At 32.4% G+C, this 15,462-nt stretch carries 12 protein-coding genes; 11 read left to right on the top strand and 1 reads right to left on the bottom strand.

Annotated features, from left to right (window positions below; genetic code table 11):
- From AC1Q5Z_RS06625 to AC1Q5Z_RS06675, 11 genes are all read left to right on the top strand, one after another.
- Positions 1-927, top strand: coding sequence for a geranylgeranylglycerol-phosphate geranylgeranyltransferase (locus tag AC1Q5Z_RS06625; RefSeq protein WP_492444098.1), 927 nt, complete (start codon positions 1-3; stop codon positions 925-927).
- Complete coding sequence (locus AC1Q5Z_RS06630) at positions 920-1,504, top strand: Maf-like protein (RefSeq protein ID WP_492444099.1); 585 nt, start codon at positions 920-922, stop codon at positions 1,502-1,504. The genes AC1Q5Z_RS06625 and AC1Q5Z_RS06630 overlap by 8 nt, the downstream gene beginning before the upstream one ends.
- Before the next feature lie 10 nt (positions 1,505-1,514).
- The gene (locus tag AC1Q5Z_RS06635; protein WP_198855581.1) at positions 1,515-2,045 is read left to right on the top strand and encodes a mechanosensitive ion channel domain-containing protein; all 531 of its coding nucleotides are present in this window, start codon (positions 1,515-1,517) and stop codon (positions 2,043-2,045) included.
- A gap of 101 nt (positions 2,046-2,146) precedes the next feature.
- Positions 2,147-3,247 (top strand): AI-2E family transporter, encoded by a 1,101-nt coding sequence (locus AC1Q5Z_RS06640; protein WP_198855580.1) that lies wholly within the window; start codon positions 2,147-2,149, stop codon positions 3,245-3,247.
- A gap of 78 nt (positions 3,248-3,325) precedes the next feature.
- Positions 3,326-5,158, top strand: a complete 1,833-nt coding sequence (locus tag AC1Q5Z_RS06645; RefSeq protein WP_198855579.1) for a BamA/TamA family outer membrane protein — start codon at positions 3,326-3,328, stop codon at positions 5,156-5,158.
- 188 nt (positions 5,159-5,346) lie between these two features.
- The gene (locus AC1Q5Z_RS06650) at positions 5,347-5,862 is read left to right on the top strand and encodes a hypothetical protein (protein WP_198855578.1); all 516 of its coding nucleotides are present in this window, start codon (positions 5,347-5,349) and stop codon (positions 5,860-5,862) included.
- Positions 5,863-6,068: 206 nt separating this feature from the next.
- The gene (locus AC1Q5Z_RS06655) at positions 6,069-7,694 is read left to right on the top strand and encodes an LVIVD repeat-containing protein (RefSeq protein WP_492444100.1); all 1,626 of its coding nucleotides are present in this window, start codon (positions 6,069-6,071) and stop codon (positions 7,692-7,694) included.
- A gap of 179 nt (positions 7,695-7,873) precedes the next feature.
- Positions 7,874-10,405: a PIG-L family deacetylase gene (locus AC1Q5Z_RS06660; RefSeq protein WP_492444101.1), complete on the top strand. Its 2,532-nt coding sequence runs from the start codon at positions 7,874-7,876 to the stop codon at positions 10,403-10,405.
- 114 nt (positions 10,406-10,519) lie between these two features.
- Positions 10,520-12,241 (top strand): sodium:solute symporter family protein, encoded by a 1,722-nt coding sequence (locus AC1Q5Z_RS06665; protein WP_343586908.1) that lies wholly within the window; start codon positions 10,520-10,522, stop codon positions 12,239-12,241.
- A 37-nt stretch (positions 12,242-12,278) separates the two neighbouring features.
- The gene (locus AC1Q5Z_RS06670) at positions 12,279-13,592 is read left to right on the top strand and encodes a serine hydrolase domain-containing protein (protein ID WP_492444102.1); all 1,314 of its coding nucleotides are present in this window, start codon (positions 12,279-12,281) and stop codon (positions 13,590-13,592) included.
- A 204-nt stretch (positions 13,593-13,796) separates the two neighbouring features.
- On the top strand, positions 13,797-14,423 hold the full coding sequence (locus tag AC1Q5Z_RS06675; protein ID WP_198855572.1) for an MCP four helix bundle domain-containing protein: 627 nt from the start codon (positions 13,797-13,799) through the stop codon (positions 14,421-14,423).
- Between the two features lie 183 nt (positions 14,424-14,606).
- Here AC1Q5Z_RS06675 and AC1Q5Z_RS06680 read toward each other — a convergent pair whose 3' ends face one another.
- Positions 14,607-15,449, bottom strand: coding sequence for a DUF2911 domain-containing protein (locus AC1Q5Z_RS06680; protein WP_492444103.1), 843 nt, complete (start codon positions 15,447-15,449; stop codon positions 14,607-14,609).
- Between the last annotated feature and the right edge of the window lie 13 nt (positions 15,450-15,462).

Raw genomic sequence — 15,462 nt, forward strand, 5'->3', positions numbered from 1 at the left:
ATGAAATTCCTAAATCTTATTCGTTACAAAAACCTTTTAATGCTTGCATTTATGCAGTTGCTTTTTCGTTATGCTTTTTTAAAACAACAACAAGTCCCGCTAGCATTGGCAGATTGGCAATACGGATTGTTAGTTTTAAGCACTGTACTTCTTGCTGCTGCAGGCTATGTGATCAATAACATTTTCGATGTAGGAACAGATAGTATAAACAAACCAAATGATGTTGTTGTTGGCAAAGGAATCACAGAAACTGCTGCTTACAATATTTATATAGGTTTGAATATTTCTGGAGTCGCCATTGGTTTTATTTTGTCGAATATTATCATGAGACCGACTTTTGCTTCACTTTTTATTTTAATTGCCTCACTTCTGTATTTTTATGCTACGAGTCTCAAGCAAATTATGCTTTTAGGTAATTTTGTTGTGGCTTTGCTTTTAGCAGCAAGCGTACTAATAATTGGTGTTTTTGATCTTTTTCCTGCTACAACAGCCGAAAATCAAGCTCAAATGGCAAGTCTATTCTCAATTCTAAGCGATTATGCCATATTTGCTTTTGTAATTAATTTTATCCGCGAAATTGTAAAAGATATCGAAGATGTAAATGGCGATTATAATATGGGAATGAATACTTTACCTGTTGCAATTGGGGTAAGCAGAGCTGCAAAAATTGCTTTAGGTTTTGCTATCGTTGCGTTTATTATCTCTGGACTTTATTGCAACACTTACCTTATGCAAAACAAGCTTTATATTGCTGTATTTTATGCTTTTGCTACAGTTTTGGCACCATTACTTTATTTTATCGTTAAAATTTTCAGTGCAAAATCTCAAAAAGAATTTCATCACTTGAGCACCATTTTAAAACTTATTTTGTTCTTCGGAATTTTATCAATCCTGATTATCGCCTTAAACATCAAATACAATGCTTAAAGAAAAACTAAAAAAATATAAAATCATTTTAGCTTCGGGTTCGCCTCGCAGACAGCAATTTTTTAAGGATTTAGATCTTGATTTTGAAATTCGCTTAAAAGACATCGAGGAAATTTATCCGCCAGAATTAAAAGCAGCTGAAATAACTGATTATCTTGCCGAATTAAAGGCGAATGCTTTTGAAGGCGAATTAAAAGAAAATGAAATTTTGGTAACAAGTGATACGATTGTTTGGCATCAAAATAAAGCTTTAGGCAAACCAAAAAGCGCTGAAGAAGCTTTTGCTATGATTAAATCGATGTCCAATACAGCGCATGACGTAATTACTTCGGTTTGTTTTAAAACAGCAAACTCTTCAACTCTATTACACGATATTACAAAAGTAACTTTCAACGATTTGTCTGACGAAGCTATTTTATATTATATCGAAAACTACAAACCTTATGATAAAGCTGGTGCATACGGAATTCAGGAATGGTTTGGTTTTATGGCAGTTGCAAAAGTAGAAGGCTCTTATACCAATGTAATGGGGCTTCCGACAGCCAAAGTTTACGAATTTTTGACTACATTAGTCTAAAAATTTATTTATGTTTTCTTTTAAAGAGTATAGCCGAGAAATAATCGCAACAATCATTCTTATTGGAGTTTTGATTGTATTGCGTATAGTAATTGCTAAACTAATAAGGCGTTTTGCCGCTACAAGCCAATTATTTGAACATCGTACCAATTTGGTTATTAAGTATATTAATATTTTAATGAATATACTTCTTGTAACCATTTTGATAATAATCTGGGGAGTTCAGACAGAAGATATTTTTATTACGATTTCTTCTATTGCAACTGTAATTGGTGTGGCCATGTTTGCGCAATGGTCTATTTTGAGCAATATTACTTCAGGAATGGTTCTGTTTTTCTCTTTTCCTTTTAGGATTGGAGACACCATTAAAATTCATGACAAAGATTTTCCGATTGAAGCAGAAATCGAAGACATTAATACCTTTCATGTAAGCTTAAAAACAAAAGAAGGAGAAAAAATAATTTTCCCTAATAATTTACTACTTCAGAAAGGAATTTCTATTATTCCTGCAAAGCATGAAGAGCGCGAGTTTTTTGACTAAATTCTAATGGGAATTTTATAACGGGCACGAGAAAAGCTAGAACGTAAAAAGACAAATAAAGTGTAATATTTGTTTTATAAATTCAGCTAAATAAAATTAAAATGACTCGGCCTGTAACACTACCCTTTTATGCAAAACTTTCCTTTATTCTTGTTTCCTTAATTTGTTTTGCATTTATTTTTTGCATCGGAAAAGATATTCTTACACCAGTTTTGATGGCGTTTTTATTTGCCGTTTTACTGCTTCCGATATTTACTTTTTTTAACACAAAACTTAAATTGCCAAGGCATCTCGCCGCAATTATTTGCCTCGCTATTTTTATATCTGTAATTGTGGCGGTATTGGTCTTCATTTCCTATCAAGCGACTTATATGGCAAATGATTTTGAGACGATAAAGAAAAATGCAAATTCTTTTATTCTTGAAATTCATAAATTTATCAGAGAAAATTTTGAGGTAAGCATTGGCGATCAAAAGAAATATTTGGATTCTGTTACAAAAGACTCTGTTAAAACAGGTCAGGCTAAATTAGGGTCATTTATCATTTCAATAAGTGATGTTCTTTTAGATAGCACGATTATGATCGTCTACACCTTTCTATTTTTAATTTATAAAGAACATTTTAAATTGTTTTTTGCCAAATTAATCAAACAAGAGAACCATGCGGTTTTGCAGGATATTTTGTCTCAGATTAAAGTTTCTATCAATAATTATATTGTAAGTTTAATTATAGAAATGATCGTGGTATCGATATTAACTGGTTTAGGTTTATGGATTATTGACGTAAAATATTTCATTCTTCTCGGATTGATTACAGGAATTCTAAATTTGATTCCTTATATCGGAATTTTTATTGCTGGAGTTATTACAGTGCTGGCATCGTTAACAGGATCTGGAGAAATTTCAGTAATTCTCGGAATTCTAATTGTAAATATTATTGTTCAGTTTATTGATAATAATCTGCTTGTTCCGTTAATTATTAATACTAAAGTAGAAATAAATGCTTTTGTTTCTATTATGGGAATTATTGTTGGAGGTGCTGCAGCCGGAATTGCGGGAATGTTTTTAGCAATTCCGTTATTAGCAATTCTTAAAATTATTTTTGATCGAATTGACTCGCTTTCTGCTTGGGGATATCTTATGGGAAATCATGTTCCGAGGAAATTTGTCTGGAGAAAAAGAAAAATTACAACAGAAAATTAAAAAGAACGTTATGCTAGCATAGCATTTGTTTATTACTTATATTCATAAAACTTTAAACTATTAGAAGAAAACTACCGAATGTCTTTACAAAAAAAAATACTGATTTTTATTTTGTTGTGCTTTTGTTTGCAAAGCGGATATGCGCAGGTAGATCAAACTAAAAAAGAGCCAAAAACTCAAAAAGACACTACAGAAATATACACTAGAATTAGAAATTATTCTAAGAAAAATAAATTTACGCAAGCAATGCATAAATTATTCTTTAGATCTAAAAAACCGAAGAAAAAAGAAGAATTGCTCGTTCCGATTGATTCAACCAATTACGATGGCAAAATCATTAGAAAAATCAATATTATCACTCTAGATCCTTTTGGTTATTCTGTTGCTGATACCAATCAAGTGCCTAAAAATTGGGGAGAAAGAATGGGTAATAGAATGCATTTAAAAACGAAAAAAATAGCAATTTATAATTTATTGCTTTTTAAGAAAAACACTCCTTACAATACATATAAAGTACTCGAGTCTGAACGTTTAATTCGTGCGCAACGCTATGTAACTGCTGTTAGAATCTCCAATCAAAGTGTTGGACAAGCCTCAGATTCTGTAGATGTAACAATTCGCGTTTTAGATTCCTGGAGTACCATTCCGAGATTTTCTATTTCTAGTAATCAAATGTCAATTGGTTTTAAGGAAAAAGATTTCTTTGGAAGCGGACAGCAATTAGAATATCGTTTTACCAACCGTTTTGATGACGGCCGAACTGCCAACGACGCAACTTATACAATCCCAAATATTAAAAATACTTATATAGGAACAGTTCTTCATTACAATATGGATTTAGACAATAATTATATTAAAAGTATAGATATAGAAAGAGACTTCTACTCTCCTTTGACTAAATGGGCAGGAGGATTTTATGTGGACGAAAGCTTTAGGAGAGACACATTGCAAGCACCCGATTCTACTTTTGCCTATCAGCCTAAAAAATATACTTCGCAAGATGTTTGGGTTGGTCGTGCTTTTAAAATGTACGAAGACCAAAATAAAGCTATTACGAATTTAATTACGACTGCACGTTTTCTAAATGTAAATTATAGTGAGACGCCTTCGGAAATTTATGACCCGAATCATTTTTATTCTTCTGAAAAACTAATTCTTAGCGGAATTGGGTTAAATACGCGAAAATTTATAAAAGACAGCTACATTTTTAGAAATGGACAAACTGAAGACGTTCCAATAGGACGAATATATGGAGTCACTTTTGGATATCAATATAAAAATACGTTTTGGAGGCCCTATGTTGGAGCCCAGTTTTCTTTTGGAAATTATTACCGTTTGGGATTTCTGAGCATGAATTTTGAAGCGGGAACATTCTTTCATCAGTCGAAAACCTATCAAACCTCGTTTTTATTTGAATCCAATTATTTTACTAAGTTATATAGTATAGGAAAATGGAAGATTAGACAATTTGTAAATCCGGAAGTTGTGATTGGAATAAATAGAGACGATATTATTGGAGATCAGTTAAACATTAACGGGCAGAATGGCCTGGCAGGATTTAATAGTTATTTGTACGGAACAAGCAAAGCTGTTCTGTCATTGCAAACGCAGACATATTCTCCACATTCTTTATTAGGTTTCCGTTTAAATCCATTTTTTAATTATTCAATCGCGGTTTTAGGAAGTCCTGAAATCGCTATGACAAAAAACAAGCCTTATTCTAAATTAACGATCGGACTATTAATCAGTAATGACTATTTGGTTTTCAGTTCTTTCCAGCTTTCGCTTTCTTATTATCCAAGTATTCCACAACAAGGAGATAATGTCTTCAAAACAAATACTTTTGAAACGACTGATTATGGACTTCAAAGCTTTGAACTTGCAAAACCAAGAGTTGTCAATTACAAGTAATTTTTGTTGTTTTTTTGAAAAATTTCAAAAATGAAATAAAACTTTAAAAACCAGCAAATTAAATCACTTATAACGTTTTAGTTACTCGTTGAAATGCATTTTTATCCGACAAAATACATCTGTTTTTATTTTTTGGCACAGTATATGAATATCCCTATTCAAGATTAACATTATAAAATTAACAAAAGATGAAAACGATAAAATTAGCAATCGCCGGATTATTTCTAATGGTTGCAAACGCCACACAAGCCCAAGTATCGATAAACGTGAATATAGGAAACCCACCTGCTTGGGGACCAGTCGGATATACCGAAATGGAATATTATTATCTTCCAGATATTGAAGCTTATTACGATGTTCGTGCGTCTCAATTTATCTATTTCGGAGGAGGAAGATGGGTAAGAGCAAGTTACTTGCCAAGACAATATAGAAACTATGATTTGTATGGAGGTTATAAAGTAGTATTGACAGATTATCATGGTAGAACTCCTTATACTTATTTCGACCGTCACAGAGTGAAATACTATAAAGGATATCATGGAGCTCCACAAAGACCATACAAACCAAGACCAGTATACGGCTACAATGATCGTCGTCACTACGATCGTAAAGACTACAAACATTACGATAAGCATGACAAACACGATAGACACCATGACGATCACGGGCATGATGATCATGGAAGAGGTCACGGAAGAAGATAATGCTAAATTATTAGCAATCAATATAAGAGAGTATCAATTTTTTGATACTCTCTTTTTTTATGAATTGTTTAATTGCATCTTTTGTTAAAATGTTGTATATTCAACATAAATAACTGTATTGCAATAAGTTTCGTCAAAAAAAGCACTTTGTTAATACAATTATGATATATATTTGCGCCGAATTTTAAAATCCAAAAAAGAAATTTATGAAAAAGAATGTTTATTTGCTTTCATTTTTAGCAATGTCACTGTTAATAGGTTGTGACGATAACAATGACAACAAAAACGATGGACAATCGTCAAATAACATTACTATTACCTCAGATCAATCTACTTTAAACAAAAGACTTGACTTAACTAATTCTGGGGTAATTTCGATCGAAAATGGTGCTTTGACAGGAAAATCTGCGGAGACTACCAACACTTCTTTCCCTCTTGTTCAAATTGCCGAAGTAAAACCACCAGTTGATGCAATCGGAAGAACACTTCAAGCCAGTCACGTTACTGTAAACGGAAATTATGCTTATGTTTCTTACATCATGAGGGGCGATGCTTATTCTGGAGCAATTGACGTTATTGATGTTTCAGATCCTTACAAACCTAAATTGGTTACTTCTGCTTTAATTCCAAATACTGATATTACTTCTCTGACTTTCTCAGGATCAAATTTAATTATCGGAGCTGCAAAAGATGTCGATAAAGATACTCAGCTTGCGGGAAATCCGGCAATTGTGTTTAACATGGAGCTTAGTTCAGGATTATTAACAGATAAACTAAAAACAAATTATTTAGAAAGCAGAGTTACAACAGATGTTGCAGCCAATACTTCTAACTATTTTGCAGTAACAGGAGATAACGGGAGTTTATATAAAATAAACAGTTCTACAAAAGTAATAGCAGGAAAAGCTGCATTGGCAGATTTGCGTTCTATTGCCTTAACAAGCGATAAGGTGGTTACTTTAAGCGGAACTAAAGGTGTTAACATTTACAATCAGTCTACTCTAGCTTTACAGAAAAGCTTTGCAACATCTAATGATGTAAGTGGAGCAAAAAGAACAATGGATATCGACGGAACAAAACTTTTTGTTTCTGAAGGTCCAAATGGTCTTGGTATCTACGACATCAATAGTGGATCAAAATTGCAGACTATCGGAATCACAACTGCGGGCGAAGATAATGTAACAAATGCAGTTTCTTTTAATGATGGTTATGCTTTTGTTGCAAATGGTGCATTAGGTCTTAATGTTTACCAATCTACAACACAACTTAATTTATTAGGTTCTGTAGGAATTGCTGGTTCTTCAAACTATGTAAAATCAAGTGGTGATTATATTTATGTTGCAAGTGGAACAGGTGGTTTGAAAATTATTAAAATGGAAAAACCAAGTACCACTTTTGCAAGCTGTTTAACTTACGGTTTGTATAATCAAGGTAAAGATTTGATTTTAAATTCTAATGATATAAAATCCTACCAAGGAGCAACAGCTATTAATTCGGCAATTATTAACTCTAAAGCTGTTTTAACACATTGTGGTTCTATTGCGATTCTTAATAACTTAACTTTAAATAGTGGTGGTACTTTCAATATGAGAGGAAGTTTATCTCAAGGTAAATACCAACAATCTACTCCAACACAATTAATTATCAACTCTGGTGCAAAATTAGTGGTTGAAGGTTCGGTTGTAATCTGGGGAGATTTGACATTGAATAGTGGAGCTCAAATTGAGTTCGTTGGCAACACATCGTCAATTACAGTTTATGGTAAAGTTACAAAAAATACTGGCGTAACTATTACAGGAAACTACGTTGATACAGAAAACAAATTGAAATAAGCAGTAAACGGCATCAAATATATATTTTCGAAAAGCTGTCAGAAATAATCTGGCAGCTTTTTTTATTTTATTTCTTAAAATATCAATCAAATAATCAATCATTAACATTTCATTTAAATACTGTTCCATAAAATAATTAGTATTTTTGATGCACTTTCAAAAAAACAATTAACCAGAATATGCGAAAAGTACAGGCTCAAATCTTTCTTCTATTTTTTATAGGTTTTCAAATTTCATTTGCGCAACAGCCACAAAAACTAAATTCAGTTGAAATTTACAATCAAATCAAGAAATTAAATTTTTTAGGTTCTGTTTTGTATGTTGCAGCACATCCTGATGACGAAAACACTAGAATGATTTCGTATTTAGCCAATGATATGAATGCCCGAACTGGTTATTTATCTCTTACAAGAGGAGATGGCGGACAAAACTTAATTGGTCCACAATTGCGCGAATTACTTGGCGTTATCAGAACTCAAGAATTGATCGAAGCTCGCAAAATAGATGGTGGAGAACAATTTTTTTCTAGAGCAAATGATTTTGGTTTTTCAAAAAATCCTTCAGAAACTTTAGATATTTGGGATAAAGACAAAGTACTTGCCGATGTGGTTTGGACTATTAGAAAATTTCAGCCTGATATTATCATCAATAGATTTGATCATCGTTCGCCAGGAACAACACACGGTCATCATACTTCTTCTGCAATGTTAAGCGTTGAAAGTTTCAAATTAACAAACGATCCCAAAGTTTATCCTGAACAATTAAAATATGTAAAACCTTGGCAGGTAAAACGTCAGTTTTTTAATCCTTCTTGGTGGTTTTACGGAAGTCAGGAAAAATTTGATGCAGCCAATAAATCAAAATTTACAAAGATTGAAACAGGAGTTTACTACACTGGAATTGGAAAGTCAAATCAAGAAATCGCCGCTTTAAGCCGTAGCCGTCACCAATCGCAAGGCTTTGGCAGTACAGGCGTTCGTGGTGAAGAAACAGAATATTTAGAGCTAATTAATGGAGAAACTCCAAAAGAACGAGATAATTTATTTGATGGAATTGATACAAGCTGGAATCGCATTAAAAACGGAAAACCAGTTGGAGATTTAATTTCGTCAATTATTTCAAAATACGATTTTAGCAATCCATCAGCCAGTATTCCAGATTTGGTTAAAGCGTATTCTATGATTCAAACTCTAGACGATCTACATTGGAAAACTATTAAGTTAGCTGCTATAAAAAATATTATTGCATCTTGTTCTGGTTTATATCTTGAAGCTGTTGCCAATGAGCAGGAAGCAACTCCAGGAAGCACTGTTAAATTGAGCCTAGAGGCTATTAACAGATGCGCTGTAGAAATGCAATTAATTAGCGTTACTACGCTTCCAGACAACCAAACAACAGCTCAAAATATCGTTTTAAAAAACAATGATGATCAGAAAATCAATCTGCAATTACAGCTTCCAAACAATATTGAATACACACAGCCTTATTGGTTAAAAGAAAAAGCTACTGTTGGAATGTACATCGTTTCTAATCAAGAAATCATTGGCACTCCAGATATTATAAGAGATACAAAAGTTGTATTTAATGTAAAAATCAACGATATAGAAATTCCGTTTGAGCGCACAGTTGTCTACAAATACAATGATGGCGTAAAAGGCGAAATGTATAACTTTCTTGATATTGTTCCAGAAGTGACTACTTCTATTCTTGAAAAAGTTTTAATTTTTGGAAACACCAAAAGTAAAATGGTTCCAGTGAAAGTTCGCGCTGGAAAAGATAATGTAAAAGGAAATCTACAACTAGAATTGCCAAATAGCTGGTCTGTTTCTCCAAAAGAAATTCCGTTTACTTTAGACAAAAAAGGTAACGAGCAAATCTTTTATTTTGAAGTGACTCCGCCTGTTAATCCAGAAGAAGTTATCGCAAAAAGTGTCGCAATTGTTGACAATAAGCGTTTTGATAAAGATCAAACTAATATAGAATTCAGCCACATCACTAAACAAATGGTTTTAAAACCAGCCGAGTCAAAATGTATTAGAATTGATTTAAAAATTTCTGGTGAAGCTATTGCTTACATTATGGGTGCAGGAGATGAAGTTCCTGAGAGTTTGACTCAAATGGGATATAAAGTTTCGATCTTAAAACCTGAAGAAATTACACCTGAAAAATTAGATTCTTTCAGCACTGTAATTACCGGAATTCGTGCTTACAATACCGTAAATGCTTTGGCAAACAAGCAAAATATACTTTTCAATTTTGTAAAAAGCGGTAAAAATATGATCGTTCAATACAACACAAACGGAAAATTAGTAACAGACAAAATTTCTCCATATCCGCTTAAATTATCGAACGATCGTGTAACAGAAGAAAATGCTAAAATCACTTTCTTGGCACCTAATCATCCTGTTTTAAATACGCCAAATAAAATCTCTGAAAAAGATTTTCAAGGCTGGAAACAAGAACAAGGCTTATACTATCCAAACGAATATGATCCTGCCTTCACTCCTATTATTTCGTCACACGACAAAGGAGAATCTGCGAAAGATGGAGCTTTGCTTGTCGCGCCATACGGAAAAGGTTATTACATTTACACAGGTTTGAGTTTCTTTAGAGAATTGCCAGAAGGGGTTTCTGGAGCATACAGATTATTATCGAACATTATTTCTCTAAAACAACCAATTGAAGCTCCTAAACAAGATTTAAAGCAATAAAATATGGAAGCTAAAAAGACAAAAAAATGGAAAAAAAGTTACACCTATGTTTTGGTGGCTAACGCAATTTATATTGCTATTTTTTTCTTAATCATGCAATTATACTCATAACCTATGCAGCTATTTGACTGGATCGTACTTATTGTAACACTATTATTTATTGTTGGATATGGCTCTTGGAAAACCCGAGGCAGTAAGAACGTAGAAGATTTCATTCTAGGAAATAATGAAACGCCTTGGTATACTGTAGGACTTTCTGTAATGGCAACACAGGCAAGCGCAATTACCTTTTTATCTACGCCTGGACAAGCCTATCATGACGGAATGGGTTTTGTGCAATTCTATTTTGGTTTGCCAATTGCGATGATTGTCATTTGTTTGACTTTTATTCCATTATATCATAAAAGCAAAGTTTTTACCGCTTATGAATTTCTAGAAAAAAGATTTGATGTCAAAACACGTTCTCTTGCTGCTATCTTATTTTTAGTGCAAAGAGGTTTAGGAACTGGTTTGACCATTTATGCTCCGGCGATTATTTTATCGGCTCTTTTAGGTTGGAATTTGACTGTAATGAATATCATTATTGGGGTGTTGGTAATTATTTATACTTTTTCTGGAGGAACAAAAGCAGTAAACGTTACGCAAAAACAGCAGATGTTTGTAATCATGTCTGGAATGTTTATCACATTTTTCTTGATTCTGCATTACTTGCCAAACGATATGACTTTTAATAGTGCAATGCATATTGCCGGTGCCAATGACAAAATGAATATCGTTGATTTCTCTTTTGACCCTGAAGAAAAATATACTTTTTGGAGCGGTATTACAGGAGGTTTCTTTCTAGCTCTCGCCTATTTTGGTACAGACCAATCGCAAGTTGGACGTTATTTATCTGGAAAATCAGTTCGCGAAAGCCAAATGGGATTAATTATGAACGGACTTCTAAAAGTTCCAATGCAGTTCTTCATTCTCTTAACGGGAGTTATGGTTTTTGTATTTTTCCAATTCAACCCAGTTCCATTAAATTTTAATCCAAATAATAAAATAGCTATTGAGAAGTCTGCTTACAAGCAAGAATATCATGTTTTGGAAGAAAAGCTAGTTAAGCTTTCTGAAGATAAAAAAGTTATAAATTTATTATATATCGATCAGTTAAATCAAGATTACGATAATCCTATTTTGCGTAAAGAATTGGTTGCTTTATCAAACAAAGAAAAAGATCTTCGCGATAAAGCCAAAGAAATAATCTCAAGAGCCGATAGCAATTCAGAAACAAATGATAAAGATTATGTATTTTTTCACTTTATTCTGCACTATCTACCAAAAGGCCTAATCGGATTGTTGCTGGCCGTTATTCTTTCAGCGGCAATGTCTTCTACAGCTTCTGGATTGACGGCTTTGGCTTCTACAACAGCGATTGATATTTATAAACGAAATCAGAAAGAAGAAAAATCAGAGAAACACTATTTGAACGTTACTAAGTTTTTCACGCTTTTTTGGGGAGTTGTAGCAATACTTTTTGCCTGTGTTGGAACATTGTTTGAAAATTTAATTCAGCTTGTAAATATTATTGGTTCAATATTTTACGGAACCGTTTTAGGAATATTTCTTGTAGCTTTTTATACTAAACGAGTTCAAGCAAAATCAATGTTTATCAGTGCGATTATAAGTCAGCTTACCATTTTTGTAATCTATTATTTTATGATTTACAGACAAGAAAAACTGGGTTATTTATGGCTAAATTTTATTGGAGCTATTTTAACGATTGTATTGGCGCTTTTAATTCAGTTTTTATTTTTTAAAAAAGAAGAAATAAATAACACTATCGAATATTAAAATAATCTATCTTTCAATTCTAAATTGATAGAGAAAAATGAAAATTAAATTTTGTCTTGTTTTTGCTTTTGCAATTACAGTATCCTATGTTCAATCGCAAAAACTTAATAATGCAAAACTTGACAGCCTATTCAAAGCTTTAAACGATAAAAACCTTTTTATGGGAAGCATTTCCATTTCTAAAAATGGAAATCAGATTTATTTCAATTCTATTGGAAAGGCAGACATAGCTAACAACATATCTTTATCTGCGAATACTAAATTTCGTATTGGTTCTACAACCAAAATTTTCACTTCAGCTTTGGTATTAAAAGCTGTTGAATTAAAAAAAATCAGTCTTGACCAGACTATCAATTCGTTTTTTCCAACAATTGTAAATTCGCAAAAAATTACCATCGGCAATTTACTAAATCACAGAAGTGGAATTCATGAACTTTTAGCAGCCGATGAATTTGCTAATGGATACACCGAAGCAAAGTCACAAGAAGAAATGGTCTCTATTATAAGTAAATTTCCAAGTGATTTTGAACCTGATTCTAAAGCAGATTATAGCAATTCTAATTATTATCTGCTGACTTTAATTCTCGAAAAAACGTATAAAAAAACGTATTCAGAACTATTACAAGAACAAATAATACAACCTTTAAAACTAAAAAACACCTACTTTGGTGGCAAAATTAGTATTCAGAATAATGAGTGTTACTCTTACTATTTCTCTGATAAATGGGAAAAAGATTCTGAGGGAGATATGTCAGTTCCTTTAGGAGCAGGCGCAATTGTTTCAACTCCATCAGATTTGACTTTTTTTATTGAAAAACTTTTTCAAGGAAAAATTATTAGTTTTCAGAGTTTAAAAATGATGACTCAGATTCAAGACAAATATGGAATGGGAATTTTCGCACTTCCTTTTTATAACAAAAATGGTTTTGTTCATCGTGGCCAAATAGATAGTTTTAGTTCGCTCCTATCCTATTTTCCAAATGAAAAATTAGCTATTGCTATAGTTACAAATGGTGCAATATATGATAAGAAAAAGATTTTAATTGCTGCATTAAGCAACTACTTCAACAAACCTTATGCAATCAACTTTGAAGCTTACGAACCCGTTAAGGAAGATTTAGAAATGATAACTGGCATTTACAAAAGCCACGAAAATCAGGAAGCTATTACTATTTCACTCAATAATAAAAGATTATACGCAAATTTCAATAATCAGTCACTTTTTCTTCTTGAACCAACATCAAAAAATAAGTTTGAAAATATATGGGAAGGAAACAAGTTTGATTTTCAGCTTAAAAACGAGCTAATTTTTGAAGCAAATGGAAAACAAATTAAATTCTATAAGTTTTAAAAATAGATTTCTTTTCGTCAAATAAAAAACGTCATAACCTAGCCTCGATAAAAGCAACATCAGATAACTGTAGGAAAAGCAAAAGATGCAGTGAACAGCATCCTGAAAACTTAGATTGCGATCGGATTTTCCATTATTTTAAGTAAAAAAACACTATTTTAGTCTATCGCAAGAATGCTATTTTAACTCCTAAAAATCGTCATTATGAGAGATTCAAAAAAATACAGCAACAAAACCAAAGCTGCTTTTATTCTATTAATCGTAATGCTGATTATTTTACTTGGAAATTTTAATACTTTACTAAATTCCAAAAACGTAAACGATAATATTAATGCGATTTATAAGGACCGATTGGTAGTAGCGCATTACATTTTTCAATATTCTAAAGAACTTCATTTTATAAAAGCTGAAGCCGAAAAATTGAACCTAAGTGATAATATTAAAAAAGATGAAATCATTCATACGCTAAACATTATTCACACAATTGATGATCTGTACGCTAAAACGGTTTTGACCAATAAAGAAAAACAATATTTTGATGCTTTTTTACTTTCCTGTAAAGAAATAAACAAGCAGGTAGAAAGCAAAAATTGGGATAAAATAGCCAACTCTAGTGCCGAGGCTTTAAAAACACTTGAATCTCTATCGCAAATTCAGATTGAAGAAGGAAAAGCAAAACTTGCAGCTGCAAATGCGATGTACAATAGAAATAATATACTTGGCCAGCTTCAGATCGCTTTGTTAATCATACTTGGAGGAATTACTTTTTATCTTTTAATAAAGAAAATTAAAAAAACAGTAAAAATTCCTGAACCACCTAGTTTAAATTAAAATTATTTTACCGCAAAGAACGCAAAGGATTACGTAAAGTTTATTTACTATAGCTTTGCGAACTTTGCGTTAAAGAACAGCAAATCGAAAAACCTTGCGCTCTTTGCGGTAAAAAACAAAAAAAAAATCCAAAACCCGAAAGCTTTGGAATTTTTTAAATTTTATAAAATGAGACTTAAAGTCTTATCTGCTCCATTCAGCGATACTATCTTTGTTCAATTTCACATAATCAGCGTTGTTTGCAGCTTCTGCAGATGCTAAAGAAGCTTTTGCAGTTTCAATTGCTCCTTTTTTGTCGCCTTGTTTTGCTTGAATCAACGATTTTAATCTTGAAACATAATATGGTTTATCTGAACTCATATCAAGAGCTTTATCTACATAAGTTCTAGCCGTTTCAATATTTCCGTTTGATTGAAATAAATATTGAGAAGCATTGAAATAATCATTCCACGTTGGACCAGCTAAAGCTTTATCAATACTAGCTACAGCAATTTTAGCTGTTGGAACTTCAAATTTTAAAGCTACATGAGAGTTTTCCCAAGAAATATCCAAATATCCAAAATTAGGATCTAAACCGTTAATGCCAATTGTAAAAGTTTCAACAGGAGTTGGAAGTGCATCTTCTTTTACAGTAGTTTTTAAAGCTACATAAGCATCGCTCCAGTTTTCTGGTAATCCCCAGTTGTCTGTAGAAAGGTAAAAAATGATATCCCAGCTTTCGATTCTTGGAACTGTGTAAATTGCATATTTCCCTTTCTTTAGAGTTTTTCCGTCGATTATTACATCATCGCTAAAGTTGATGATTGTATTTTCGTTAGCTCCAGTTCTCCATAATTTTCCAAAAGGAACTAGATTTCCGAACACAGCTCTTCCTCTTGCTCCAGGTCTTGAATAGGTAACTTCAACATCGGTTAAACCAACAGTTTGTTTAATATATCCTTTTGGACTTGCCTGTGGCGTTTTTACTTGTGCTTCTGATGCTAATGGTGCTAAGATCAGGGCTAAAGCAATAAGTAGTTTCTTCATTATTTTAAGTTTT

This window comes from Flavobacterium sp. GW823-FHT06G12 (assembly GCF_058794775.1).

Bases quoted from the DNA above. Each gene is read 5' to 3' on its own strand.
- AC1Q5Z_RS06625 (WP_492444098.1), top strand. From the start codon at position 1: ATGAAATTCCTAAATCTTATTCGTTACAAAAACCTTTTAATGCTTGCA.
- AC1Q5Z_RS06630 (WP_492444099.1), top strand. From the start codon at position 920: ATGCTTAAAGAAAAACTAAAAAAATATAAAATCATTTTAGCTTCGGGT.
- AC1Q5Z_RS06635 (WP_198855581.1), top strand. From the start codon at position 1,515: ATGTTTTCTTTTAAAGAGTATAGCCGAGAAATAATCGCAACAATCATT.
- AC1Q5Z_RS06640 (WP_198855580.1), top strand. From the start codon at position 2,147: ATGACTCGGCCTGTAACACTACCCTTTTATGCAAAACTTTCCTTTATT.
- AC1Q5Z_RS06645 (WP_198855579.1), top strand. From the start codon at position 3,326: ATGTCTTTACAAAAAAAAATACTGATTTTTATTTTGTTGTGCTTTTGT.
- AC1Q5Z_RS06650 (WP_198855578.1), top strand. From the start codon at position 5,347: ATGAAAACGATAAAATTAGCAATCGCCGGATTATTTCTAATGGTTGCA.
- AC1Q5Z_RS06655 (WP_492444100.1), top strand. From the start codon at position 6,069: ATGAAAAAGAATGTTTATTTGCTTTCATTTTTAGCAATGTCACTGTTA.
- AC1Q5Z_RS06660 (WP_492444101.1), top strand. From the start codon at position 7,874: ATGCGAAAAGTACAGGCTCAAATCTTTCTTCTATTTTTTATAGGTTTT.
- AC1Q5Z_RS06665 (WP_343586908.1), top strand. From the start codon at position 10,520: ATGCAGCTATTTGACTGGATCGTACTTATTGTAACACTATTATTTATT.
- AC1Q5Z_RS06670 (WP_492444102.1), top strand. From the start codon at position 12,279: ATGAAAATTAAATTTTGTCTTGTTTTTGCTTTTGCAATTACAGTATCC.
- AC1Q5Z_RS06675 (WP_198855572.1), top strand. From the start codon at position 13,797: ATGAGAGATTCAAAAAAATACAGCAACAAAACCAAAGCTGCTTTTATT.
- AC1Q5Z_RS06680 (WP_492444103.1), bottom strand. From the start codon at position 15,449: ATGAAGAAACTACTTATTGCTTTAGCCCTGATCTTAGCACCATTAGCA.